Below are 23,396 nucleotides of genomic sequence, written 5' to 3'. Positions count from 1 at the left end.
AAACAAAAAAAAGATGTATGTAGTAATTGAGTAGCCGCATATTTACAGCATCCTTATTAAATCTCCTAAATTTATTTATGGGGATTCCAACTAAGCCTTCTGCCTGTATCCCATATTTCTCACTTTCAATTGACCAATTGGTTTTTTACAATCAAAGTACGAGATAATTTTCCAAAGATACAGGGGTAAATACCATTGGTTCAGCAACCAGAACTCCAGGAAACTTCGTCGATCCGGTCAATCCAGCGCGTGCTTGGGAGTTTGAGCACTTACCGATGGACTTCGCTGGGAGCCTTGGCCAGCCTGTTATTGTTGACGATCGCCAACGCACTCACTCCACAACTATTTCGGTGGGGAATTGATGAGGGAATCGCGCCAAAAAATCTCCAAATTGTGCTATATAGCGCCGCCTGGATGGTAGTCGCGGCGATCGCTCGTGGTGTATTTAACTTTGGACAAAGCTATTTGGCAGAAGCGGTGTCTCAGGGTGTAGCCTATGACCTGCGAAACAAAATTTTCAGCAAAATCCAAAATCTCAGTTTCAGCTATCACGACCAAGCGCAGACTTCCCAACTATTAACCCGTGTCACCAGCGACATTGAGCAGATCCGTACCTTTGTTGGCACTAGCTTAATTCAAGTTGTTGGTTCGCTTGTGACATTGGTGAGTATTTCAGTGCTTTTGCTGATAATGAACTGGCAATTAGCGCTGATTACGCTGACAGTAGTACCCCTAAACGCATGGTTGATGACGCGATTCGTCACCCGCAATAACAAACTTTTTCGGCAAGTACAAGAGCAACTGAGCGACCTGAATGCTGTATTGCAAGAGAACTTACTAGGAATACGGGTGGTGAAAGCTTTTGTACGGGAGTCCACCGAAAGGTCGCGTTACACGACTCTAAATGATGGTCTAGTCAAGGCAAACATGAAGACCATTAGCGCCATTCGTGATACCTTCCCGTTGATCTTTTTGCTGAGTAATTTGGTAACACTGGCAGTTTTCGCCTACGGGGGAGGGCAGGTGATTGGGAACCGGTTCTCTATTGGCGAACTGGTGGCGTTTAACTCCTACCTAGCGTTGATTCTCCAACCTATTTTGTTGATTGGATTTGCTGCACCCGCGATCGCTCAATCAGCTGCTTCCGCCGAACGAGTCTACGAAGTTGTCGATGCGGAAGTAGAAATTCGCGATCGCCCCGGTGCTGTCCCATTTGATACCTGCGGTGGTAGAATCACTTTTGAAAATGTTTCCTTTCGCTATCCCGGAGCGACAACCGAAACTCTCAAAGAAGTTTCCTTTGAAACCAAACCCAACGAACTAATCGCCGTTTTAGGGATGACTGGTTCCGGAAAAAGCACAATTATGAACCTGATTCCCCGCTTTTACGATGTCACAAAGGGAGCGGTTCGCATTGACGGCCGGGATGTAACAAGTTTCACCCTAAAAAGCCTCAGATCGCGTATTGGCATTGTATTTCAGGAAACCACCCTCTTCTCTGGCACAATCCGCGAAAATATTGCCTACGCCAAACCCAATGCAACTATAGAGCAGGTGATTGAGGTTGCAAAAACCGCACAAATGCACGATTTCATCACCAGTCTGCCTGATGGCTACGAGACGATTGTGGGCGAACGGGGTGTAGGGTTATCTGGCGGACAAAAACAACGAATTGCGATCGCTCGTACCTTACTAACCGATTACAGCATTCTGATTTTGGATGATAGTACCTCGGCTGTGGATGCCAAAACTGCTGCCCAGATTCAAGCCGAACTAGATGGCTTAATGCGGCAAAAAGCTTGTACAACCTTTGTAGTAGCTCAACGCATCAGTACCGTCAAGAATGCCGATCGGATTTTTCTCATGGATAAAGGACGATTGGTGGCACAAGGCACTCACGAGGAATTGATGCAAACTAGCCCTCTCTACGGTGTGATTTTGGAATCTCAGGTAAAGCCGAAGGAGAAAAATCACCCCCAATTAGCATAATTGCTCTAGCTGGAAATTTTGCTCGCAGCCTTGTAAATAAAGACTTTTAATCCAAAATCCCAAATCTAAAATCTAAAATTTTTATGAGAGGCACAGTTCCCGTTGTTGCATCTGAGCAAAACGCCAGTCAGCAACTTTCCACCCTGCGGCGCTTTTTACAATACGTGCTACTTTATCGCAAAGAAATTCCTATCGCCCTGACATTAGTCTTGATTGGTGCGATAACTCAGGCAATTGGGCCGTTTTTCCTTGGCTGGTCAATCGATCATCTGATTGCACAAGGGAATTTGCAAGGATTGCTGCTGTTATTAGGGCTATTAGGGCTGAACTATGGACTTGGTGTTTTAGCAATCCGGGGTCAAATTATTCGAGTCGGCTGGATTATGCAGCGATTGCTGGCTCAACTGAGGCAAGACATTTTCATTAAAATCCAAAGTCTGCCACTCAGCTTTTTTGACCGCAGCGAAGCAGGCGATTTAATGAGCCGCTTGCTAAATGATGTCAATACCGTGAATCAGGCATTTGGACTGACGATCGCCCAAATGCTGGGTAACACTTTCAGTTTGGTCGGCATTGTGATTGCGATGCTCTCAATCAACCTACAACTCGGTTTGTTGAGCAATCTGGTTGTGCCACTGATGATTTTTACTACAAGCTTGTTTGCACGTTGGGCAAGAGCCAGATTTCGCGTCACCCGGCAAACCATTGGGGAGCTTTCCGCCAAATTAGAAGAAGATATTGGCAGCGTGCGCGAAGCACAGGCATTTAATCGCGTACAGATGAATATCAAAGAATTCGACATTCTTAACGCCGCCAATAGAGATGCCAACGTTGAGGCTGTGGCAATTACTTCGGCCTTTTTGCCCTCCATCGATTTTCTCAACACGCTAGCAACAGCAGGCGTACTCGCCTATGGTGGCTATCTCGCAGTTACGAAAGCGGTAACAGTGGGTGTAGTCACATCCTTTTTACTTTACGTCCAGCAATTCTTCCGCCCTATCCAGATTCTCAGCCAGTTTTACACCCAAGCTCAATCTGCATTCGCCGGATTAGAGCGAATCTTTCTATTACTAGATGAACCGTCACAACTCAAAGACGCACCCGATGCGACAGAAATGCCGCCCATTCAGGGGGAAGTGACATTTGATAATGTCAAGTTTGGCTATAACCCAGACCAACTGGTTCTCAAAGGGGTGAATTTGCACGCCTATCCAGGTCAGATGATTGCGTTAGTAGGGCCGACAGGTTCGGGAAAAAGTACTATTATTAACTTGATTTTGCGCTTCTACGATGTATCTGGTGGGGCAGTGAAAATTGATGATATTGATGTGCGTAGCGTTACTCAAGCAAGTCTGCGGCGTCAAATTGGCATCGTCTTGCAAGACAATATTTTGTTCAGTGGCACCGTCGCCGAAAACATTGCCTTTGGTGCTCCCCATGTTACCCAAGCTGATATCGAAGCGGCTGCACAGATGGCAAATGTGCATGAGTTCATTACCTCACTGCCACAAGGTTATACAACTCAATTGGGCGAACGGGGAGCACCCTTGAGCCAAGGACAGCGACAACTGATCAGTATTGCCCGTGCGGTGTTGATTAACCCGCGAATTCTGATTCTTGATGAAGCAACCAGCAGCATTGACACGCGTACAGAAGCGCTAGTACAAAGTGCGATCGCCCGTTTGCTGCAAGGTCGTACCAGTTTCGTAATTGCCCACCGTCTCAGTACAGTTACTCAGGCAGATCGGGTATTAGTAATTCAGCAGGGGCAAATTGTAGAGCAAGGTACTCACGCCGAACTGATCGATCGCCAAGGTGTCTATGCGAACCTTTATGCCCTGCAACTGGGTGCATCAGACCCAATGGTTCTTCAAAACGAAAAGTAAAATAGATATAGCTTGAATTTATCAATTGCAAAAGAATGAAGCTACCTAACCTTGATTCGCAAACCATCGATCGCATTATTGAAATGGCATGGGAAGATAGAACATCTTTTGATGCTATCGAGGCTCAGTTTGGGCTGCTGGAGAAACAGGTAATTGCCCTAATGAGGCGCGAAATGAAGGAATCAAGTTTCCAGATGTGGCGAGAGCGAGTCACCAAACGCGCTACAAAGCATTTATCTAAGCGAGAATTTATTGCAGGTCGGTTTAAATCGCACAATCAGAAAACGTAAGTAATTGGGTTAGCGATCGCTCTTTTATGATGTTAGGACTTACGCAAAAACCCTTTGAAACTCTTATTCCTCCGTGCCCTCTGCGTTCTCTGTGGTTCGATTTTCCGTTACCTGTGCGTAAGTCCTAGATGTGTTAAATCAAATATGGCTAAAATACTTTAAAAGAAATAAGCCTGCGTTCGCGCTTCGCGTTGCCGTAGGCATCGCTTGTACTAATTGAGTGAAAACTACCAAATTCAGAAGCGCAATGACGAAAGTTACACTCTACATAGCAGCTAGTTTGGATGGCTACATTGCTCGCAGCGATGGCGGAATTGATTGGCTATCAATCCTTGATACAGAAGGAGAAGACTACGGTTATGCTGCTTTCTACGACTCGATTGATGCTATTGTCTTGGGCAGCAAGACGTATGAAGTAGGGCTTGGTTTTGATGAATGGCCTTATCCAGAAAAAAAATCCTTCGTTTTCACCCATCGCAATCTGCAATCTGACCGTGAGGACATTGTGTTTGTTTGTGACACAGTAAAACAGGCGTTAGCAAATATAGAGGCTCAAGGTTTTGAAAATATCTGGCTAGTTGGTGGCGGAGCATTAATCAATTCGTTTCTTCAGCACAGCTTGATTGACGAATATATTATTTCAATTATTCCAACTATCTTAGGTGGTGGTATACAGCTTTTCCCACCGCCTACCCCTGAAGAAAAATTAGAGCTGATTAGCTCACAACAATATCCCACTGGATTACTTCAGGCACATTATAGGCGAAAAGTAAAGGTTTAAAATTCATCATTATGCTTCAAGTGGTGAGAAGTCCGAGGATCGGCTTTTGAGGCTCGGAACTTCGGGGAATTTAAACTCCACCTGAAACGTTACTGACGTTATTAGACATCGGGTATAAAGCCTTTTTAACGATGAATTCCGAATTAGGTTGAAACAACTTCAAGAAGCTTCTGAACAGCGTTGCTGAAGTCTTCGTAAGGAGAAACTCCCACAATGGTTTCTGCTAAAGTACCATCTTTGAAAATTAAAACCGCTGGGATACTGCGAAGACCGAATTTTTTGAAAATCGGCTTGTTGCTGTCAACGTCTACCTTAACCACTTTGGCACGACCTTTGTATTCCTGGGCAAGTTGATCCATTAACGGACTAACCAGGCGACAGGGGCCACACCAAGTAGCAGTAAAATCAACAACAACAACTTTCTCTTCACTTTCAGTTAAAACAGCATCAAATTCACTTTCTTGAACGTAAGTAACTATGTCAGTATCAGTAGACATTTTTTAATTCCTTTGTGTCAAACTAAAATTTCAGCAAAAAGCTAACTATACAAACTATACTCCCTTCTGCCTGTCAGATTCACTAGTCACCTACATTAGGAAACCCCCGCAACTGGCTTTTGCTGAGTAGCCTATATTTAATAATATACAAGTTTTATACGTAGGGCGCATTATGATATTGCGATCGCACCCTACCAACCGATCTAATCCAAAAAAATCTCACACCTTCAAGGCGTGGAAGCGTCAATAGTCATTCTCCAAATCAAACAGTTCTATATTTATCATTTTCTGTATTTATTTATCTTTACATAGTTTGGTGCTTTCGTATCTATATATTTATATTTTTCCTATTTATTTCAGTAATAATACTTGTTAATAAAAAATATTTATTTAATTCTTTATTTGATATGTCAAATATATACATTAATACTAAAAGAGTCATACATAAAAATATTTAATTTTTGTATAAAAACTATTTTACTTAAATTAATGACTGTTAAAATATATAACATTAGCATCTTTTTCAGGGTACATTAAGTTAATGGCTATTATGAAAGAGTCTCCAGTAAATCATTTAAAATCAATTTCTAATGAAGAAAATAAGACAGTCGTTGAATCTTTAGCACAACAATGGGCAAAAAAATATATAGGTAATCTCAAGGTTGATACTGATAAAACAGAAAAAATAGAAATACCTAATTTATCAGAGATAGTATCACTAGAAGGACGAAACGCAACTGCTCAAAAAGTATTAAACTCTTTGCGAAGTGTTAGTGCTAGAGCCTGGAATAAAACTGAGGGATTATTATCAAAAGAAATTAAACAACATAGCATAGACTTAAATCTAATTAATCCGTGGGAAATCGCAGGAGATTCTTTTAACATTTACCAAAAAGCTTTGGATGTCTATACTCAACAAACAACATCGCAACCTCTTTCTTTGGTAAGGAACCTGGTTGACTCAGAGAATCCGCTTTATCAACAGTCATTAGATGTTTATACAGAACAAGTGACTCCTAGCAAACTAGCTACAGTAATTGGTGCGGATATAGGAAAGCTCAGAAAGAAATACACAAGTCATGATCCTAGAGTTATTGGCTTTGTAAGTATGCAGTTTCATTACACAAGCCAAATGCTCATAGAATCACTTGAGCCAATAGAGCAATCACTTATTAGTACATACTTTAAAGTTATTGACGATCATTTATATATGCCACTGCAACGTGCTTATGAAGCAGCAGCTAATCATGATTTTGATTCTGTAGCATTATCCGCAGTGCAAAAGTTACTACCAATTAGTACACAAATTGCTCAAAGAATTTGCCAAAGAGTAATTGAACTTTATCCAAATTATAAATCAATGTCTGGTGGATTAAGTAATCCAATAGTTAAGACTTCTAGTATTCGGGATGTAGAAATGTTTCAAATATACCTGTGGGTATGTGCTTTAGAAACAAGCTGTGGAGCCATCCTAGATGAGTTGTTTCCTTTATGTGTAATGCTCTATCCTAGATTAAATGTGCAGTGGGAACTAGTCCGCCAAATGCTACATTTGCTAAGACAAGAAATAGACATTAGCTTGACTCCTCAAGAAGCTGAAACTTTAATGCCATATTTCCAGGTATTGTGGGATATGTTCTCTCCAGAGGTGTTTGCTGAACTTGGATTTTAATCGGAGGCTTCCAATAAATTACTTGATTATTAATGACCTCTGCTTACTATTAATTTTTGTAGGTTTATGTTTTTATCTTATAAAATTATTTACAGATATTCAAGAAGTAAATAGTAGTTTTAGCAGACTTAGCAGTATGCAATATGATATTAAAATAATAGCAGATAGTCTTGTTTCTCATGACCGTTCAGAGGGTAGAAGTGCGGATGTAGATCCCCGACTTCTTTAATAAGCCGGAGATATGGGCAATAGCTTTTGCTTAAGTAAGTATTATTCCACCCTACCAACCTACATAATCTAAAAATCTTACACCTTCAAAGCCTAAAATCGTCAATAGTCATTCTCTCGATCGAATAATTCTAACAATCCAATTGTGCCTACAAAAAAAGTATAAGTAGCATATTTTATTGGCATCTTTTTTCTAGAAGATGCATAAAAAGCTGCTATAATACTTTCGATAAAATGACTCATCAGAGCAAAACGCTCAATCCAAAAAATTGGATTAAGGCTGCTTGGTAAATTACTATTAGTTATTACTGCATAAATATTCCACGATTCCAATCCAATTGCGCTTGTTATAAGCATTGTAGATATAATCTTTACAACGGCAAAAATGTTTCTCTTTATAGGCTTTAAGTTCATACTGTTCACAAAAAATGTTTAGCATATCTACAAAAGGTGAAGTAACAAGCTAATGTATGTTATCTAAAATTCTCCCTAACTAACCCAATCTTACTATCATGATTTCCATTTTTGTAAAAGTCTAGAAAAATCTGGACATCGTGTATTATATTAAGCCATATTCCCAAACTATTGAGAATAAATTTGTGAAAAAAACTATCCAGTTTCCTTGTTTGAGTATTTGTCGTTAAAAATACCCTGCTTACGAGGATTGAGCAAAATAGCATTAAAGACTCCAAAAAAGAGAAACCAAACGACTCAGGCGAGAAAAAACGCCATACCCATAGACACTACGACTAACGAAAATTAAATCACCAGTTATTTAAAAAATGAGAGAAGTGTGGAATAATACATAGGTGATAAAATTAATTGTCCTCTATAGATTGAGAAGAAATGTAAAGCTATGATTGCTCAACATTACAATTCAATTCATCTTGAAAAGAACTTGCTTAAACAAATCAAAATTAAAGAAAATCAGCTAAAAATTGCACAAGAGTCTAATATGCTCTATGTAGCAGAAGCATTACAGAATGAATTATTAAACTTACAGTGTCAATTGTCAGAGCCGCAAGACGTTGAAATTCAGGCGTTGATGAGTTTGCTAGACGAATAAGATTGTTAAATTGTGTTGCAAAGGCTATTAAAAACACAAAAGCTTTCTTCTAAAGAAGCAGAGCATAGTCTTTGTGATGCCTGTGCGTGTGGTCTAATACCATTTCTTTGTGAGGCTACGCCAAATTTTATTGGCTTTTTCTTTCTTTGCGCCCTTTGCGTCTGCGTTTTTCTTTCTTATACTTCAGTTGCAATATGCTTTAGCGCATCTTAATACAGAATTGGTACAAGTACTATAGCTCAAGAATTAACAGTAGAAGAAGTAGCAATCTAAGGTGTCATACAAAGATGATAATTCTTACCTTAGATTAAGATGTTAGGATTTTTGCTGGCTTGTTGGTCTTTTTATCTGCGGTACTAAATCAATCTTAAGAACAGGCTTAATTGGGCGCACTTCTCTTTGCCTAAGAATTTGAATTTCTCTCTCAATCGAATTTTTTCCTTGCCTAAAAAAGTCTTGAGAATTATATGGAACCAAGTCACGGGATAAATGTTGAGCTTGTGCTGGAGTCAAATTAGGGAAGGCTTGTTGAGCATTGGCAGAAGTCTGTAGAGCCAGCAAAAAAGCTGTTGAAACTACCAAGGGTTTGATTTTTATACATCCGGTAAATATCAGGTTCAACATGATTGATACATCTGTTGCGTGAATGCTGCTTCAAACCATTTTGTATTGGTCTGATTATAAGTAAATTACACTTATTAGATTCTTAATTACCTCCTACAAATGGGTGAATAATTCAAAGTCCCCCTTTTTAAGGGGGATTTAGGGGGATCAATATATGTGCAACTTCACATTAAATTGGTATAACTTATCTTATCCAAGGTTCTCATAAGGAAACAGTGCTGCTAGGTTGGGCGGGTACGCTATTTCACCCTTGGGAATGCGTCACCTAAGTTACTACTTGGGGAATAGTATCGAAACTACTCAGTGATAAGGCTGTAGTAGAAACTTCCGTCTGTAGCCGCAAATACTAAATCATAAAATTGTATTTTATACAGGCAGTATTTACCGAATTAAGAAAATTATCAACTTAGCTATTGTCTTAACCACAGTCTATAGATACTTTATGCTTACTAGTTGTTAACCTAGCTAAATATCTTTTGCACTAAAATATATCAGTATTTTAACTGTTGTCTCATTTGTTAATACTTACTTACTATGTAGCACAATCTTTTTATTATCTTAGTCATTGTGAAATCTCTTCTACAGACCTACTTAGAACAAGAAATCTGGATACTGATACGAGAAAAGTGGTATTTCGCCACAATTATTGGAGTTTGCGATGATTTGTTATGGTTTAAACATAGAACTTACAATAAAGATACAGAAGAGGATACTCTCTGGGAAATGGCTGTAAAAATCAGTGAAGTAATTGCTATTGATAAAGTTAAATCTGTTATTAGTAGAAAACCAGATGTGCTTATTTCACGACTACTAGAAACTGAGCAAGGCACAAGCGATCGCCATCAAGAATTATGAACATTAATTAGCTCAATAGTAAAAATACTTCCTTGTCTTCTAGATTAATTGATAAAACTTGAGGCAAGCAGTATAAATCAGTATCATAAAGAATTAGCACAGGTGTACCTGGCTTTGGGCTGGTTAGCAATAGATGCATTAGGTTAATCCAACCTCAACGTCTCTGTTGTAGATAGAACTGTCCTCAAGAGAGGCTACGCCTACGCTAAGTACAATAAAGATGTTCGCACAACCAAGGTTTAATACTAATCTGATAGACTATCTTAAATTTGAAATTATAAAAACTGGTAGCTCAGGGCTGATAACTAATTATGAGTGAAGCCTTATTCTGTATCGAAAATCTGCGAGTTGCCTATCCTGGGCGGAGTGGAGAAGAAGCAAGCTGGGCGGTTGATGATGTATCTTTCACCTTGCAACCTGGTGAAAGAATGGGATTGGTGGGAGAATCGGGTTGCGGGAAGTCAACTATAGGACGGGCAGTAATGCGTTTACTACCAGCCTCTAGTCGTGTTGAGGGACGGGTGATATTTCAAGGACAGTCGGTGTTTGACTTGATGCCTAACCAGTTGCGGAAGTTTCGAGGAGAGGCGATCGCACTAGTTTTTCAAGATCCCATGACACGCCTCGATCCGCTGATGACGATTGGTAAGCATTGTATCGAAACCCTTCAGGCGCACTCACCAGAATTATCGACGCGGCAAGCCAAAGAAAAAGCACTTGCTACCTTGGCAAAGGTGAATATTCCAGCTAGTCGCTGGAATCAGTATCCCCATGAGTTTAGTGGTGGAATGCGCCAACGGGTGGCGATCGCTTTAGCTTTACTCCTCAACCCCAAGTTAATTGTTGCCGATGAACCCACCACTAGTTTAGATGTCACCGTTTCGGCGCAGATATTAAAAGAATTAACTCGCCTGTGCGGTGAAGAAAACATGGGACTGCTGCTGATTTCTCACGATTTAGCAATGGTGGCTGAGTATTGCGATCGCATTGGCGTTATGTACAACGGCAAGATGGTGGAAATGGGTTCTACAGAAACTGTATTTAGACACCCTCAACATGAATACACGCGATCGCTCTTAAAAGCAGCTTTACACATTCAAGCGGTAACTGATAGTGGAGAATTAATAATTGCCAATGATGGAGAAAAGCAATTACCGATTATTAATCAGAAATCCCCAATTTTGAGTGTCACAGAACTCAAGCAACACTACACCATAGAGCCTAACTTTATCGAACGGCTGTTTAAGACACAAACGCAGACAATTAAAGCAGTAGATGGTATCAACCTGGATCTTTATTCAGGAGAAATTCTTGGTTTAGTCGGAGAATCAGGTTGTGGTAAAAGTACGCTATCACGAACAATCTTACAATTAATTCGTCCCACTAGTGGCAAAGTTGAGTTTTTAGGACAGGATTTAACTAAACTGTCGCGTCAAGAAATTCGCTCCTCACGGCGACAAATACAAATGGTTTTTCAAGACCCTCATGCTTGTCTCAATCCAGCGATGACAGTGGGGCAAAGTATCGCTGACCCTTTATTTATCCACAATCTTGCCGATCCCGTTAAGGCAAAAGAACAGGTTTTGTGGATGTTAGAGAAAGTTGGATTAACACCGCCAGAAGTGTATTATGAGCGTTATCCATCAGATTTGTCTGGTGGACAACAACAACGAGTTGCGATCGCTCGTGCTTTGATTACTCACCCGAAACTTTTGATCTGCGATGAACCAGTGAGTATGTTAGATGCCAGCGTCCAATCGCAAGTGCTGGATTTGATGTTGCAATTAAAGGAAGAGTTTGATTTAACTTATCTATTCATCACTCATGACCTTTGGTTAGCTCGATTTTTGTGCGATCGTATTGCTGTGATGAATGGCGGTAAAATTGTCGAACTCGGTCTGACAAAAAGTATTTTTGCTAATCCTCAGCACCCTTATACCAAAACATTACTAGCTGCTGCTCCGTTACTAGCACGCGCGTGACATCCTTTATATGCTGATATTGTAAAAGAGGCTTTTGTGCAAAGAGCTTTCTAGCTGCGATCGCTCTGGGCAAAACCACTTATGCTGTCACCATTGATCGTACTGAATCAGGGGATGCTGGCTCAAAATGTAACACCATAATTTGCTCTGGGCGTAAACCAACAGATTCATAAGTGCGACCAGAGCGATCGCTAAATTCTACTTCAAAAGCAGCACCACCAGCTAATAATTCTACTACTGTGCCAACTTGACCACGGTACAGGTTGTATTCAGGCAGATCATCTGTCAGTGCTACTACATCCAGCAACTCAATTCTACTTTTATTCATCTTGTCTCACTTCCAGATATTACAGAGGATAGCAGGTTGTTAATCTTGGGGTATTAGAAGCATTTTCGATAATCCAAGCGCGGCGAATCGTTACACTTTTTACTTAATCACTTTTTGGGTCATAAATTCCAAGTATAATACGAATTTTTTTAGCTCTCTCTAAATTAGTATTTACCAAATCAATTGGCGACTTGAAAACACCATTTGAAAGACCAATTAGTTCACTGGGAGCTTCTATCAGATTAGTTTTTGAAGGTAATTTAAATAGGTTTGAAATAGTTCTATAACCTGGTATCAAATAAATTTGAGCATTCAGACGTGATGAGAGTTTCCTTAAGTCTTGTGAGGCTTTATTTTCAAGCTCATTGCCAGCATATCCTGGATTTGAATAAATATTTGCATATTCGATTAAAGCAAAAGCGATATCGGCTACAGTTTTTCTAAATTCTTGAATAGGCTCGATAATAAACTTGAGTATTAATTGTGATAAAATGAATACAAATACCCCTGAAAGAATAGTCATAAATATCTCCATCACTAAAATAAAATCATTCATGCAAAATCTTTCATTTTAAACAAAATAGGGTTTTGATGAGAATAATCGCTGTGGATAATCTGCCAACTATTACTCGCTAACTCCTGCTCAGAAACTGATAAATCGATAGTTACACCAATCTTATTTGCACAAAATCGATATGCGTCTATAAAACATCTATCAAACTCGTTATAGTTGACTTTTGCTAAGACTCTGATTCGATTCTTTTCTTGTGCCTCAAGAATACTATTGATAAATCCTCCAAAGAACCTTGCACACAAAAATGCTACTAAGCCTTGCCATCCTACTGAGTACCATCCAAACACAGTAAGTCCTATCGAAATTATTCCAAATGTCCCAATAGAGTTGAATATCATACCTAAATTCACGACATAATCAATATATTTACTCCTAATATGCATTCCACGCATAATTGCTGGGAAAATGAGAACATTTATAAAAATTATAATGGGTGAAATTTGCACTGCAAATAATATAAATCCCAAAAGATATGCAATAGCTTCAGGCGCTTTATCCATACCTTCAGCTATCTTTAAAACCTTATGTGGACGATACTTCGGATAAAGTCTTGCGAGTAAGCTAAAAGCATAGCTCATCGGGAAGCTGATTGGCATTCCTCCAGGTGTGTAAATTGTCATACTTAATTATTAATACTGCTATATTAAAGGTTTAAGTTATTACATATCGCGCTTCTTGGAATTTCCCAGTAAAAAAACTATCCTTCATCCTCATCACCTAGAAAAATAAAGCATAGTTAACCTTTACAGCTATCAGCCACAGTAAAATCACTATGAATACACGGGTGCATCCACTTTTGGAAGAAACATAATTATTTAGTGCCATAAACCCCACTATATGGGTTGTCTAAAAAAGACTATCTGCCAAAACTGGATGCTCCCGAATACACAACCAATAAACCAACCTATCCGCGTCGGAGTTCTGGGTTTTGACGGTCTAGGACAAGTAGCCGCCAAGGTACTTACCCTGCTAATGATTTAAATACTGACTGGAAATTTACCTGATTATCACTTGGCGATGCCCAAGCTGCTTAGAATAGTAGTGATAGAAAGGATTGTAATTATGAACGTCGTCATTCCTAATGAAATATTAACCGCAACTCGGATGACTGAAGGCGAAATGAAGCAGGAAATTGCGGTGATGCTTTTTCAAAAAGAAAAGTTAACCCTAGCTCAAGCCAGTCGGTTTGCAGGTATGAATCGTATAGCATTTCAGCATCTACTCGCAAGTCGTCAAATTTCAGTGCATTATGGGGTCGAGGATTTTGAACAAGATATAGAAAACTTGCGGGCGATCGGTAGACTGTGATTATTGTCAGTGATACTTCACCCATTAATAACCTCGCCGCCATTAACCATCTTCATTTACTACAACAGCTTTATGGAACAGTCCTAATTCCTGAAGCTGTCTACCGAGAACTAACCGATCCCAACTTTCCAGTTGCAGGTGCAATTGAAGTCCAAACTTTTATCTGAATTCAAACTCGTCCAGTTCAAGATCGAACATTGGTTGAAGCACTCAGCAATGAACTGGATATTGGTGAAGCTGAAGCCATTGCTCTAGCGCTGGAAATGAAAGCAGATCGAGTTTTAATTGATGAACGTCGTGGCCGCTTGGTTGCAGCTAGGCTAAATCTTGGTTACACAGGGATTTTAGGGATCTTGGTTGAAGCTAAAAGTCAAAGGCTGATTTCTGCTGTGAAACCTTTGTTAGATGCTCTGATTAACCAAGCAGGATTCTGGGTAGCGGAACCTTTATACAAGAGGGTTTTGCAGCTTGTTAATGAAAATTAGTTTTTGATACTCTACAATAATACAAATCAATTTCACAGATCAATCTTGGTTTTTCGGCTCCAATGCTGTGTTAAACGGCTGGTTGCTACCATTTCTTGCAGCTTCTAACTTTTGACGAATAGCGATCTGAACCTTTTCATCAAAATCAGGGTCGTTAAGAGATGCAATAATTCTGAGTGGACGTTGGTTAATTCTGTTTAAGTACGCCTGAAATGCAGCTTCATCTTTACGATGTTTGAGAAAATACTCTCTCAACTCGGCATTAGACATTGCATCATAGTTAACGCGGCTCATCAGCAAACTCCCCGTTGGGTAGAATTTGAAACTCCAGTTCTTCGCTATAACCAGCTAATAAATACACATTGCGAGTGCGATTATCAACACACACAAACTAGATGTATCGGCTGAAGCATAACATAAGTCAGTTGATAGGCGATGCGGTATAGACTCTCTAGCTGGGCAGGAGTAGGCATTCTGAACATTTCCTCACCTATTGGCTATCTTAGCAAGTCTTTGCGTTTAATTTGTCAGGGATACTTCGCTCATCAAGAACCTCACCGCCACTCTACTGAGTTTCTTTTTACTCTGATTCAAATTTATGCCAGAAGTCTATTGACTTCTGGTAATTATATTGAGAAGCTAATAGTTAGATTCACTAAGTAATGTAGGTGCATCAAACTTGTGACAATACTGACGGGAAAAATAAATCGGTTAGAACCTCCTAGCGAACCTAAACCTTTGATTTTGCAAACTCAGGGACTCACACGCCGTTTTGGCAAGTTAACGGCTGTTAATAACCTGAGCATATCTGTAGAACAGGGCGAAGTGTTTGGCCTGCTTGGGCCCAATGGAGCAGGAAAAAGTACAGTTATTAAAATGTTGACAACCTTGCTGCCTATCAGTGCAGGGAAAGCAACCTTAGCTGGCTATGACGTGGCTCGTCAATCTAATCCTGTGAGACGGGCTATCGGCTATGTACCCCAGGCGCTCTCTGCTGATGGTAGCCTCACGGGTTACGAAAATCTCTTAATTTTTGCCAAGCTGTATGGAATACCTGCCAAAGGACGCGATCGCCGCATCTATGAAATTTTAGAATACATGGGTTTGCAAGATGCGGCAAAACGCTTGGTAAGAAACTACTCTGGTGGGATGATTCGCAAGCTGGAAATTGGCATATCAGTTCTACATCAACCCCAAATTTTGTTTCTTGATGAGCCGACTGTTGGATTAGATCCCATCGCTCGAACTCAAGTATGGCAGCTTGTATTACAACTCTGTGCTGATTACGGCACAACTATATTTTTAACAACCCACTTTTTAGAAGAAGCAGATAGCTTATGTAACCGGGTGGCAATTATGCAGCAAGGTGAAGTCGTTACTACAGGTACACCAAACGACTTAAAAGCTTCTTTAGATAACCCAAATGCAACTTTGGATGATGTCTTTATTCACTATACAGGCGACCAGTTAACATCAGGAGTCAACTACCGTGACACAGCGAGAACCAGACGTACTGCTCAACGGTTGGGTTAAAGCACCACCCACTGTCCGAGTAAATTTGATCTCTGCAATTAAAGAGCTAATTACAAAAACCCTGGCGATCGCAGAATTAGAAATACGTAAACTCCGCCACGATCCCACTGATTTAGTCGTTCGGGCTGTACAACCAGCTTTATGGCTGTTGATTTTTGGACAAGTTTTCTCCCGAACTCGCGCGATTCCAACAGGAAACTTACCCTATTTAGACTTTATTTCTGCTGGCATTCTGGCTCAGAGTATTTTGTTTGTGGCAATTTTCAGTGGTGGAATGACGCTAATCTGGGAGCGAGATTTAGGGATTGTACATAAATTTTTAGCTAGTCCTACACCCCGTGTAGCGATGGTGTTGGGCAAAGGTTTAGCATGTGGGGTACGCTGCTTATCTCAGGTAATATTCATTTACGGATTGTCATTTTTATTAGGTGTCAAACTAAATCTTCATCCCCTAGCTATTCTGCAAGTACTGCTGCTAGTCATAATGGGGGCGGGAACATTTTGTATTTTTTCATTAATTATTGGCTGTTTGGTGAAAAGCCGAGAAAGGATGACGGGTATTGGACAATTGTTAACCATGCCGTTATTTTTTGCGAGCAATGCCATCTATCCAATTTCTTTGATGCCCAGTTGGTTAAAGTTCATTTCCCATTTAAATCCGTTGACTTATCTGGTTGACGGGTTACGTAGCACCATGCTGTTGAATGGCACTAGCATCTATGGCTTTGGTCTGGATTGTACAATTCTCTTATTCACATTAATAATTTTGGCCATCATTGGTGGAAAACTTTATCCACGGGTGGCCATGTAACTAGGAGAACAACAAGCCCATGACCTTGGATAAACCTAATCAAGGTGCAACTTCCGAAGAATGTGCCGCTAGAGTAATGGAGACAGTTCCATTAGTGATGCGGTTTATCCGAGCGGATATGCGTGCCCATAGTGCCGCTTTTTTATCTATACCTCAATTGCGATCGCTAGCATTTATCAACCGTAATCCTGGTGCTTCATTATCTGACTTAGCAGAGCATTTAGGTGTCACCTCTGCCACGGCATCAGCAACTATAGAACGCTTGGTACAACGCGACTTTGTGAAACGGATTGCTCATCCTCAAGAGCGGCGGCGGGTGCTGCTCAATTTAACTGAAGATGGAAAACATCATCTTAAGCAATCCCAAGATCAAACTCGCGCTCATATTACCGATCTGCTGAAAGGTCTTTCAGAAGACCAAATTTCCAACATTGAAGAAGGCTTAACTCTACTAAAAAATGTCTTCGAGAAAACAGAACTCAAAGCCCCATAACTTTGAGGTTGCACAACACGATCCCTTTGCAGCCTTTAAGTTTCGAGACTATCGGCTATTTACCATTGGACGGCTGGTGCTGTTCGTGGGGTCGCAAATGCAAACTGTAGCCATCGGCTGGGAACTCTATGAACGGACTAACTCAGCGATCGCTTTAGGTGGTGTGGGACTGGCGCAAGTCCTACCGATGATTGTTCTCACCTTAATTGCCGGAGATGTTGCCGATCGCCGCGATCGCAAACTCACCATGTTACTCTCGGTAATATTGCTAGCCCTCTGCTCCCTAGCTTTAGCGGTACTTTCCTATACTCAGGGTGCAGTTTTTCTAATTTACGCCTGCTTAGTATTAACAGGTGTAGCGAGGGCATTTCTCAAACCTGCCAGTGATGCTCTGATGTGGCAATTAATACCTGTCAGCGCTTTTACCAATGCAGCTACTTGGAATAGTAGTAGCTTTCAGTTAGCCGCAGTTATTGGCCCAGCCTTCGGAGGATTTGGGATTGCGCTGTTGGGAAGTGCTACAGGAGTTTATGTATTAGCAGCGATCGCAGCTTTACTGTGTTTTATTTTAACGCTAGCGATCAAAGAGCAAAAAAGTATTCGCTCAACCGAACCAATTTCATTTAAAGCACTTGCAGCTGGTGCTAAATTTGTTTGGCAGAATCAGTTGATTTTAGCAGCGATTACATTAGATATGTTTGCTGTATTGTTGGGTGGTGCGATCGCGCTCCTCCCGATCTTTGCCAAAGATATTTTACATGTGGGGCCAGTGGAATTGGGATATCTACAAGCAGGTCACTCCATCGGTGCTTTGACTATGGCGATTACCCTGGCGTATTTACCACCGTTACGCAAAGCAGGCCCAGCCTTATTGTGGTCAGTAGTTGGCTTTGGGATTGTAACAATTATCTTTGGACTTTCTCGTTCCTTTTGGCTATCTATGTTGATGCTGATCCTTGGTGGCGCACTAGATAGTATTAGCGTTGTGATTCGCCATACATTAGTTCAAATCAGAACACCAGATCATTTGCGTGGTCGAGTTGCTGCTATTAATAGCGTGTTTATTAGTGCCTCGAATGAATTAGGGGGGTTTGAGTCAGGTTTGACTGCGGCTTTATTTGGCCCAGTGATTTCAGTTGTGGGTGGTGGGATTGGCACAATTGTGGTGGTGATTGCTACAGCAATGATTTGGCCAGGAATTCGTAAGTTAGGGGCTTTGCAAGAATATAATCAATAGATAATATTTGTCCCACCCCAGCAAGAGATAACAATCAGAATATGTTAGTCTTTGCATCAGGTGGGATTTCTGTTTAGCGAAAGTTGTACATAGCGTTATTAAAAGATAGAAAAACCCAGATTTTTGGGATAATTCCTAACTTCAATTCGCCCTTAAAGCTATGGAATTGAAACTAAGCAGGTAAACCGCCGCTACCAGTACCAAAATTTGGTATATTGCCTTCTTGTGGAATTCCATACTTAGCAAGGTCGAAGCCGCCTTCTTGGGGAATTCCATACTTAGCAAAGTCGAAACTGCCTTCTTTTGGAATTACAGAGCTACCCAAACTAAAGCTGCCTTCTTGTGGAATTCCATACTTAGCAAAGTCGAAGCTGCCTTCTTTTGGAATTCCATACTTAGCAAAGTCGAAGGTGTCAGCCGTTGGGATACCAAACGCGCCGCCAGGTGCGAACGGATCGGTAAGATTACCAGGCTGAAGACTATCAGGAGCTTTGCCAGAAAAAGAATTTGCATCCAATGCCATTAGAGTTAATCCTCCTATTAGGACATAAATTTTGCGTAATCAAGAAATGTCAATAAAGCACAATTAAGCTTCCTTTTTGACTTTTTTCTTGTTTTTTTAATTACTAATCTTGAAGTTTTCTAACTGAATAAAAGAGTATTTCACTGAAATTTAGTGACAAAAAAAGTTGTAATTATCACTAGCTCTGCATACAAAGATATAAAAATTAACTTTTTTTTACAATGAAAAATCTTTAGATGCTTGTGTCAAATCTTTAGATACTTTTACTACTGAAATTTGCTGGGTAAGCTCATTAAAATTAGTAGAAATCGGCCTTGACAAATGGACATCATCAGTAAAAAGACAGAAATGCTATTTTAAAAATTTCAACGAAAATCGGCGGGAATCCCATTCCAACAAGAAGGGTGTCTGGAATAGCCGCTCGCCTCCAAAGTCTCAAGAAAATGAGCGATCGCGGGAGATGTCGTCATACAAGCGATGTTTTCGTAGCTGTGGAATGAGTTAACTTCAAGAGTTACATCCAGGTATCGCACACATATTACGCTGTCGATTGGGATATAGAAGATTCTGACGGGCGACAAAATAGACTGGAAACACTCCTAGTAATGTGTTGCAGGAGTTCTTTATTGATTTAATTGAGTAATGAATTACAGTCGGCAATATTTGACAGACTGTCATTTAAACGCAAAATTGATGCTTCCAGGATTTTAGAGCTTTTTAACTCAGATTTATATACAAATCTTCTCAAGTAAGCTATTATTCTCATGATGAATTGATAGTAATTATAATTAATAAGGTTATTCATGCTTTTTCCCTTCTTGATCATGTTCCGAGAGGGCGTTGAGGCTGCACTTGTCGTGGGTATCATTGCCAGTTATCTCAAGCAAACTGGGCGTACCCATTTGATGAAGTCAGTCTGGATTGGCATCGCACTAGCGACTTTTTTTTGTCTAGTTGCTGCAATTATTTTGCAAATAACCAGTCAGGATTTTCCCCAACAAGAACAGGAATTATTTGCAGCTGTAATTTCCATCGTTGCAGTTGGGGTTCTCACCTGGATGGTTTTCTGGATGCGCCGTGCTGCTCGTTCTATTAAAGGCGAGTTACAGTCCCAAATTGAAACTGCCATTCAGTCGGGGGATAAATGGGGACTAGCTCTGGTGGGGATGGCATTTTTTGCTGTGCTGCGGGAAGGTTTGGAAACAGTAGTATTTCTACTAGCTACGTTCCAACAAAATTTGGGAATTCAAGCTCCCGTGGGGGCGTTGTTTGGATATGCAGCCGCAGTAGCCGTCGGTATAGGCATTTATCAAGGTGGTATCCGCATCAATCTGAGGCGATTTTTTAAATGGACGGGAGCGTTTATTATCCTGGTTGCTGCTGGACTCTTGGCAAGTGGTGTGAGAGCTTTCCATGAAGCCGGAGTGTGGAATTTACTGCAAACAGTGGTATTCGATGCTAGCGGGGTACTTCCCAATAACGGATTTATAGGTTCGCTTTTGGTGGGATTTTTTGGATATAACGATGCCCCCAGCGTTAGCGAGGCGATCGCCTATTTTGGCTATCTAATTCCTACCATGTTGCTGTTCTTGGGGGATAACGCCAGACAGAGGAATACAGCAAGGCATTCTTAGCTACTTGAATAATTTTTAGGAAAATACAAAAATGAAAAATTTTTTAAAGCACTCAACAATTATCTGTCTAATTGCCTTGACAGTAACAGCCTGTGAATCCAACAAATCAAGCGATACTTCCGGGAGTAATTCTCCGGTCGCTAAAGTAGCGAGCGATACCTCTGCAAACAATCCTGCGGAAACTGCTTTGACTGTGACAGATAAAGGTTGCGAACCCAATCAGCTAACAGTAGCATCTGGGCAAAACAGCTTTGTGCTTACTAACAAAAGCAGCCAACCTTTGGAATGGGAGATTTTGTCTGGGGTGAAAGTTATTGAGGAACGAGAAAATATTGCTCCTGGCTTCGTTCAAAAACTCAAAACTAATTTAGAACCGGGTGAATATGAGATGGCTTGTGGTTTACGCAGCAATCCCAAAGGGAAGCTGAGTGTGAAGGCTGGAGTTGGAGATTCGCAAGCCAAAGGGACTGTAGATCAGGGTAAATTAGTAGGTGCGATCGCAGAATACAAAGTCTACGTCACTAAAGAAACTGACCAACTGGTGGCAGACAACAAGACCTTCACCGATGCCGTAATTGCTGGCGATCTTGCTAAGGCTCAGAAACTCTATGCCTCTACCCATGTTCATTGGGAACGTGCAGAACCGATAGCTGAACTGTTCTCCGATCTCGATAAAACGATGGATTCCCGTGCTGATGACTTTGCCAAAAAAGAGGCCGATCCAGAATTCACCGGATACCATCGCATAGAGAAAGCTTTATTCCAAGACAAAACTACAAAAGGCATGAAACCCTTTGCCGAAAAGCTACAGAAAGATGGACTAGAGCTACAAAAGCGCATTGCTACCTTGACCATTGAACCGAAAAATATGGTAGGCGGTGCTGCTGGCTTGATTGAAGAAGTGGCTGCTACCAAAGTTTCTGGTGAAGAAGATCGTTACAGCCATACTGACCTCTGGGACTTTAGCGCTAATGTAGATGGTTCCCAAAAGATTGTGGAGTTATTGCGCCCCATCATCCAAAAAGCCAACCCAGATTTACTGGCGCGTGTGGATACAAATTTCACCAAAGTTAACCAAAAACTTGCTAAATACAAAACCCCTGATGGTGGTTTTGCAACCTACGACAAGGTGAGTGAAACAGACAAGAAAGATATGAAAACAGCGATCGCTGCTCTTTCGGAAGATTTGTCTCAGTTACGCGGCACTCTGGGCGTTAATTAATAGAGATTTGAGTGAAAAAGAATTGTTTTGACGTAGCACTGCTACGTCAAAACAAGGGTTGTGGATAACGCATATTTAATTTCACCAGAAGTCTAATTTGTAAACTATGTCTACAGAGCAACCAAGTTTACGCATTACTCCCCGCATCCGCCGTCGTGATTTACTCATCGGTATGGCAGCAGCAGGTGGAGTAGCAGCTTTGACCAGTTTGGGTTACCGCACTCTTTTAGAAACTACTGAAGACCCATCTGAAGAGGTCGTACCGTTCTTTGGACTTCACCAACCAGGTATTCTTACCCCTACTCCTGCTTCTGGCTTGATGGTCGCATTTGATACAACTGCTCAAAATAAAGCAGATTTAGTGCGGTTGTTCAAAACTTTAAGCGATCGCATTCAGTTTCTCATGGCAGGGGGAACACCCAAGTCGCGCGACCCCAAATTTCCACCCAGTGATTCGGGGATTCTTGGGCCTGTAGTGGTTCCCAATAACCTGACAATCACTCTAGCTGTGGGTAACTCGTTGTTCGATAACCGTTTTGGACTTGGCAAATTAAAACCCAAACGCTTAGACACTATGCCAGGTTTTCCCAACGATCGGCTTGACCTAGATTTATGTCATGGGGATATACTGTTGCAATTCTGTGCGAATACTGAGGAATCTAATCTCCACGCTTTACGCGACATCGTTAAGAACTTGCCTGACTTGATAACTTTGCGTTGGCAAATAGAAGGTTTTCTACCGCCGAATACCCACAAAAAACAAGGCAAATCTACGGTGCGTAACCTGCTTGGTTTTAAAGATGGCACAGCAAATCTAGATGCTAGCGATGAAAAGTTGATGAACCGGATTGTCTGGGTACAGCCAAACACCGACGAACCAGCTTGGACAGTCGGGGGAAGCTATCAAGTAGTGCGGGTGATCCGCAACCTTGTCGAACGTTGGGATCGTACACCATTACAGGAGCAAGAGACAATTATTGGACGCAATAAGGACTCTGGCGCACCTTTAGGGATGAACCACGAGAAAGACATTCCCAATTATGCTCAAGATCCTAAAGGTCAACAAATTCCCCTAGATGCTCATATCCGCCTTGCTAATCCTCGCACATCAGAGTCGAGTTTGATTCTGCGGCGTGGTTTCAACTATTCACGCGGGTTTGACAAAGCTGGACAGTTAGACATGGGTTTGTTGTTTGTTTGTTTTCAAGCTGATTTAGAGAAGGGGTTTGTGACAGTGCAAAATCGCTTGAAAGGAGAACCTTTGGAGGAGTATATTCGCCCTATTGGTGGTGGATATTTCTTCGCCTTACCTGGGGTTAAAGCTGTTGGAGGTTATCTTGGTCAGTCATTACTAGAAGTGTAGAATGATAAACAGTAA

The 23,396-nt window shown here is 41.0% G+C and carries 28 protein-coding genes; 18 read left to right on the top strand and 10 right to left on the bottom strand.

Annotated features, from left to right (window positions below; translation table 11 throughout):
• The first annotated feature begins 195 nt into the window (after positions 1-195).
• From V7L01_RS04545 to V7L01_RS04530, 4 genes are all read left to right on the top strand, one after another.
• Positions 196-1,989 carry an ABC transporter ATP-binding protein gene (locus V7L01_RS04545; RefSeq protein ID WP_335032340.1) on the top strand — a complete coding sequence of 598 codons (1,794 nt, stop codon included), beginning with the start codon at positions 196-198 and terminating at the stop codon, positions 1,987-1,989.
• 83 nt (positions 1,990-2,072) lie between these two features.
• Positions 2,073-3,875, top strand: a complete 1,803-nt coding sequence (locus V7L01_RS04540; RefSeq protein WP_335032338.1) for an ABC transporter ATP-binding protein — start codon at positions 2,073-2,075, stop codon at positions 3,873-3,875.
• Positions 3,876-3,910: 35 nt separating this feature from the next.
• Complete coding sequence (locus tag V7L01_RS04535; protein WP_335032336.1) at positions 3,911-4,165, top strand: TIGR03643 family protein; 255 nt, start codon at positions 3,911-3,913, stop codon at positions 4,163-4,165.
• 247 nt (positions 4,166-4,412) lie between these two features.
• Positions 4,413-4,946, top strand: coding sequence for a dihydrofolate reductase family protein (locus tag V7L01_RS04530; RefSeq protein ID WP_335032334.1), 534 nt, complete (start codon positions 4,413-4,415; stop codon positions 4,944-4,946).
• A gap of 143 nt (positions 4,947-5,089) precedes the next feature.
• Here V7L01_RS04530 and trxA read toward each other — a convergent pair whose 3' ends face one another.
• On the bottom strand, positions 5,090-5,443 hold the full coding sequence (gene trxA / locus V7L01_RS04525) for a thioredoxin (RefSeq protein ID WP_335032332.1): 354 nt from the start codon (positions 5,441-5,443) through the stop codon (positions 5,090-5,092).
• 550 nt (positions 5,444-5,993) lie between these two features.
• Here trxA and V7L01_RS04520 point away from each other — a divergent pair.
• On the top strand, positions 5,994-7,115 hold the full coding sequence (locus V7L01_RS04520) for a hypothetical protein (RefSeq protein WP_335032330.1): 1,122 nt from the start codon (positions 5,994-5,996) through the stop codon (positions 7,113-7,115).
• 330 nt (positions 7,116-7,445) lie between these two features.
• Here V7L01_RS04520 and V7L01_RS04515 read toward each other — a convergent pair whose 3' ends face one another.
• On the bottom strand, positions 7,446-7,757 hold the full coding sequence (locus V7L01_RS04515) for a hypothetical protein (protein WP_335032328.1): 312 nt from the start codon (positions 7,755-7,757) through the stop codon (positions 7,446-7,448).
• A 442-nt stretch (positions 7,758-8,199) separates the two neighbouring features.
• On the opposite strand from V7L01_RS04515, the gene V7L01_RS04510 reads away from it, so the two are divergent.
• Positions 8,200-8,409: a hypothetical protein gene (locus V7L01_RS04510; protein ID WP_335032326.1), complete on the top strand. Its 210-nt coding sequence runs from the start codon at positions 8,200-8,202 to the stop codon at positions 8,407-8,409.
• Between the two features lie 315 nt (positions 8,410-8,724).
• Here V7L01_RS04510 and V7L01_RS04505 read toward each other — a convergent pair whose 3' ends face one another.
• Positions 8,725-9,033 carry a hypothetical protein gene (locus V7L01_RS04505; protein ID WP_335032324.1) on the bottom strand — a complete coding sequence of 103 codons (309 nt, stop codon included), beginning with the start codon at positions 9,031-9,033 and terminating at the stop codon, positions 8,725-8,727.
• Positions 9,034-9,600: 567 nt separating this feature from the next.
• Between V7L01_RS04505 and V7L01_RS04500 the strand changes: the two genes are divergently transcribed.
• Together V7L01_RS04500 and V7L01_RS04495 are read left to right on the top strand one after the other, a co-directional pair.
• On the top strand, positions 9,601-9,888 hold the full coding sequence (locus V7L01_RS04500; RefSeq protein WP_335032322.1) for a hypothetical protein: 288 nt from the start codon (positions 9,601-9,603) through the stop codon (positions 9,886-9,888).
• A 311-nt stretch (positions 9,889-10,199) separates the two neighbouring features.
• On the top strand, positions 10,200-11,870 hold the full coding sequence (locus V7L01_RS04495; protein ID WP_335032320.1) for an ABC transporter ATP-binding protein: 1,671 nt from the start codon (positions 10,200-10,202) through the stop codon (positions 11,868-11,870).
• Between the two features lie 79 nt (positions 11,871-11,949).
• Here the strand turns inward: V7L01_RS04495 and V7L01_RS04490 are convergent, their stop codons facing one another.
• The 3 genes from V7L01_RS04490 to V7L01_RS04480 all read right to left on the bottom strand — a co-directional run bounded on the left by V7L01_RS04490 (position 11,950) and on the right by V7L01_RS04480 (position 13,392).
• Positions 11,950-12,198 carry a DUF4926 domain-containing protein gene (locus tag V7L01_RS04490; RefSeq protein WP_335032318.1) on the bottom strand — a complete coding sequence of 83 codons (249 nt, stop codon included), beginning with the start codon at positions 12,196-12,198 and terminating at the stop codon, positions 11,950-11,952.
• Positions 12,199-12,301: 103 nt separating this feature from the next.
• Entirely contained in the window at positions 12,302-12,754 is a 453-nt protein-coding gene (locus V7L01_RS04485; protein WP_335032316.1) for a hypothetical protein, read from the bottom strand.
• Positions 12,751-13,392: a hypothetical protein gene (locus V7L01_RS04480; RefSeq protein ID WP_335032314.1), complete on the bottom strand. Its 642-nt coding sequence runs from the start codon at positions 13,390-13,392 to the stop codon at positions 12,751-12,753. Before V7L01_RS04480 ends, V7L01_RS04485 begins: the two co-directional genes overlap by 4 nt.
• A 442-nt stretch (positions 13,393-13,834) precedes the next feature.
• Here V7L01_RS04480 and V7L01_RS04475 point away from each other — a divergent pair, with 442 nt between their 5' ends.
• Genes V7L01_RS04475 through V7L01_RS04465 form a run of 3 tightly spaced genes read left to right on the top strand, consistent with a single transcriptional unit; the run spans position 13,835 to position 14,565 of the window.
• Positions 13,835-14,080: a UPF0175 family protein gene (locus V7L01_RS04475; RefSeq protein WP_335032312.1), complete on the top strand. Its 246-nt coding sequence runs from the start codon at positions 13,835-13,837 to the stop codon at positions 14,078-14,080.
• The gene (locus V7L01_RS04470) at positions 14,077-14,247 is read left to right on the top strand and encodes a hypothetical protein (protein ID WP_335032310.1); all 171 of its coding nucleotides are present in this window, start codon (positions 14,077-14,079) and stop codon (positions 14,245-14,247) included. Before V7L01_RS04475 ends, V7L01_RS04470 begins: the two co-directional genes overlap by 4 nt.
• Positions 14,248-14,277: 30 nt before the next feature.
• Complete coding sequence (locus tag V7L01_RS04465; RefSeq protein ID WP_335032308.1) at positions 14,278-14,565, top strand: DUF3368 domain-containing protein; 288 nt, start codon at positions 14,278-14,280, stop codon at positions 14,563-14,565.
• A gap of 39 nt (positions 14,566-14,604) precedes the next feature.
• Here V7L01_RS04465 and V7L01_RS04460 read toward each other — a convergent pair whose 3' ends face one another.
• From V7L01_RS04460 to V7L01_RS35315, 3 genes are read right to left on the bottom strand one after another with little or no spacing between them, the layout of a single operon-like run.
• Complete coding sequence (locus V7L01_RS04460; protein WP_335032306.1) at positions 14,605-14,859, bottom strand: DUF6887 family protein; 255 nt, start codon at positions 14,857-14,859, stop codon at positions 14,605-14,607.
• On the bottom strand, positions 14,846-14,926 hold the full coding sequence (locus V7L01_RS35320; protein WP_442936942.1) for a hypothetical protein: 81 nt from the start codon (positions 14,924-14,926) through the stop codon (positions 14,846-14,848). The genes V7L01_RS04460 and V7L01_RS35320 overlap by 14 nt, the downstream gene beginning before the upstream one ends.
• A gap of 16 nt (positions 14,927-14,942) precedes the next feature.
• Positions 14,943-15,038, bottom strand: coding sequence for a DUF6888 family protein (locus V7L01_RS35315; protein ID WP_442936934.1), 96 nt, complete (start codon positions 15,036-15,038; stop codon positions 14,943-14,945).
• A 208-nt stretch (positions 15,039-15,246) separates the two neighbouring features.
• Here V7L01_RS35315 and V7L01_RS04455 point away from each other — a divergent pair, with 208 nt between their 5' ends.
• From V7L01_RS04455 to V7L01_RS04440, 4 genes are read left to right on the top strand one after another with little or no spacing between them, the layout of a single operon-like run.
• Positions 15,247-16,098: an ABC transporter ATP-binding protein gene (locus V7L01_RS04455; protein ID WP_335032304.1), complete on the top strand. Its 852-nt coding sequence runs from the start codon at positions 15,247-15,249 to the stop codon at positions 16,096-16,098.
• A complete protein-coding gene (locus tag V7L01_RS04450; RefSeq protein ID WP_335032302.1) occupies positions 16,055-16,909 on the top strand; it encodes an ABC transporter permease in 855 nt (284 codons plus the stop codon). Before V7L01_RS04455 ends, V7L01_RS04450 begins: the two co-directional genes overlap by 44 nt.
• A 19-nt stretch (positions 16,910-16,928) precedes the next feature.
• Positions 16,929-17,402 (top strand): MarR family winged helix-turn-helix transcriptional regulator, encoded by a 474-nt coding sequence (locus tag V7L01_RS04445; RefSeq protein ID WP_012410989.1) that lies wholly within the window; start codon positions 16,929-16,931, stop codon positions 17,400-17,402.
• The gene (locus tag V7L01_RS04440) at positions 17,368-18,639 is read left to right on the top strand and encodes an MFS transporter (RefSeq protein ID WP_335032300.1); all 1,272 of its coding nucleotides are present in this window, start codon (positions 17,368-17,370) and stop codon (positions 18,637-18,639) included. Before V7L01_RS04445 ends, V7L01_RS04440 begins: the two co-directional genes overlap by 35 nt.
• A gap of 172 nt (positions 18,640-18,811) precedes the next feature.
• Here V7L01_RS04440 and V7L01_RS04435 read toward each other — a convergent pair whose 3' ends face one another.
• Entirely contained in the window at positions 18,812-19,162 is a 351-nt protein-coding gene (locus tag V7L01_RS04435; RefSeq protein WP_335032298.1) for a hypothetical protein, read from the bottom strand.
• A gap of 803 nt (positions 19,163-19,965) precedes the next feature.
• Between V7L01_RS04435 and efeU the strand changes: the two genes are divergently transcribed.
• From efeU to efeB, 3 genes are all read left to right on the top strand, one after another.
• Complete coding sequence (efeU, locus tag V7L01_RS04430) at positions 19,966-20,796, top strand: iron uptake transporter permease EfeU (protein ID WP_335032296.1); 831 nt, start codon at positions 19,966-19,968, stop codon at positions 20,794-20,796.
• A gap of 31 nt (positions 20,797-20,827) precedes the next feature.
• Positions 20,828-22,018 carry an iron uptake system protein EfeO gene (gene efeO, locus V7L01_RS04425; RefSeq protein WP_335032294.1) on the top strand — a complete coding sequence of 397 codons (1,191 nt, stop codon included), beginning with the start codon at positions 20,828-20,830 and terminating at the stop codon, positions 22,016-22,018.
• Positions 22,019-22,124: 106 nt separating this feature from the next.
• The gene (gene efeB / locus V7L01_RS04420; protein WP_335032292.1) at positions 22,125-23,381 is read left to right on the top strand and encodes an iron uptake transporter deferrochelatase/peroxidase subunit; all 1,257 of its coding nucleotides are present in this window, start codon (positions 22,125-22,127) and stop codon (positions 23,379-23,381) included.
• Positions 23,382-23,396: the final 15 nt, after the last annotated feature.

The sequence above is a fragment of the Nostoc sp. genome, assembly GCF_036917095.1.
Lineage (GTDB): Bacteria > Cyanobacteriota > Cyanobacteriia > Cyanobacteriales > Nostocaceae > Nostoc.
This window is presented reverse-complemented; position numbering and strand designations above follow the sequence as displayed.

Bases quoted from the DNA above. Each gene is read 5' to 3' on its own strand.
- V7L01_RS04540 (WP_335032338.1), top strand. From the start codon at position 2,073: ATGAGAGGCACAGTTCCCGTTGTTGCATCTGAGCAAAACGCCAGTCAG.
- V7L01_RS04535 (WP_335032336.1), top strand. From the start codon at position 3,911: ATGAAGCTACCTAACCTTGATTCGCAAACCATCGATCGCATTATTGAA.
- V7L01_RS04530 (WP_335032334.1), top strand. From the start codon at position 4,413: ATGACGAAAGTTACACTCTACATAGCAGCTAGTTTGGATGGCTACATT.
- trxA (WP_335032332.1), bottom strand. From the start codon at position 5,443: ATGTCTACTGATACTGACATAGTTACTTACGTTCAAGAAAGTGAATTT.
- V7L01_RS04520 (WP_335032330.1), top strand. From the start codon at position 5,994: ATGAAAGAGTCTCCAGTAAATCATTTAAAATCAATTTCTAATGAAGAA.
- V7L01_RS04515 (WP_335032328.1), bottom strand. From the start codon at position 7,757: ATGAACTTAAAGCCTATAAAGAGAAACATTTTTGCCGTTGTAAAGATT.
- V7L01_RS04510 (WP_335032326.1), top strand. From the start codon at position 8,200: ATGATTGCTCAACATTACAATTCAATTCATCTTGAAAAGAACTTGCTT.
- V7L01_RS04505 (WP_335032324.1), bottom strand. From the start codon at position 9,033: ATGTTGAACCTGATATTTACCGGATGTATAAAAATCAAACCCTTGGTA.
- V7L01_RS04495 (WP_335032320.1), top strand. From the start codon at position 10,200: ATGAGTGAAGCCTTATTCTGTATCGAAAATCTGCGAGTTGCCTATCCT.
- V7L01_RS04490 (WP_335032318.1), bottom strand. From the start codon at position 12,198: ATGAATAAAAGTAGAATTGAGTTGCTGGATGTAGTAGCACTGACAGAT.
- V7L01_RS04485 (WP_335032316.1), bottom strand. From the start codon at position 12,754: ATGAATGATTTTATTTTAGTGATGGAGATATTTATGACTATTCTTTCA.
- V7L01_RS04480 (WP_335032314.1), bottom strand. From the start codon at position 13,392: ATGACAATTTACACACCTGGAGGAATGCCAATCAGCTTCCCGATGAGC.
- V7L01_RS04475 (WP_335032312.1), top strand. From the start codon at position 13,835: ATGAACGTCGTCATTCCTAATGAAATATTAACCGCAACTCGGATGACT.
- V7L01_RS04460 (WP_335032306.1), bottom strand. From the start codon at position 14,859: ATGAGCCGCGTTAACTATGATGCAATGTCTAATGCCGAGTTGAGAGAG.
- V7L01_RS35315 (WP_442936934.1), bottom strand. From the start codon at position 15,038: ATGCCTACTCCTGCCCAGCTAGAGAGTCTATACCGCATCGCCTATCAA.
- V7L01_RS04445 (WP_012410989.1), top strand. From the start codon at position 16,929: ATGACCTTGGATAAACCTAATCAAGGTGCAACTTCCGAAGAATGTGCC.
- V7L01_RS04440 (WP_335032300.1), top strand. From the start codon at position 17,368: ATGTCTTCGAGAAAACAGAACTCAAAGCCCCATAACTTTGAGGTTGCA.
- V7L01_RS04435 (WP_335032298.1), bottom strand. From the start codon at position 19,162: ATGGCATTGGATGCAAATTCTTTTTCTGGCAAAGCTCCTGATAGTCTT.
- efeU (WP_335032296.1), top strand. From the start codon at position 19,966: ATGCTTTTTCCCTTCTTGATCATGTTCCGAGAGGGCGTTGAGGCTGCA.
- efeO (WP_335032294.1), top strand. From the start codon at position 20,828: ATGAAAAATTTTTTAAAGCACTCAACAATTATCTGTCTAATTGCCTTG.
- efeB (WP_335032292.1), top strand. From the start codon at position 22,125: ATGTCTACAGAGCAACCAAGTTTACGCATTACTCCCCGCATCCGCCGT.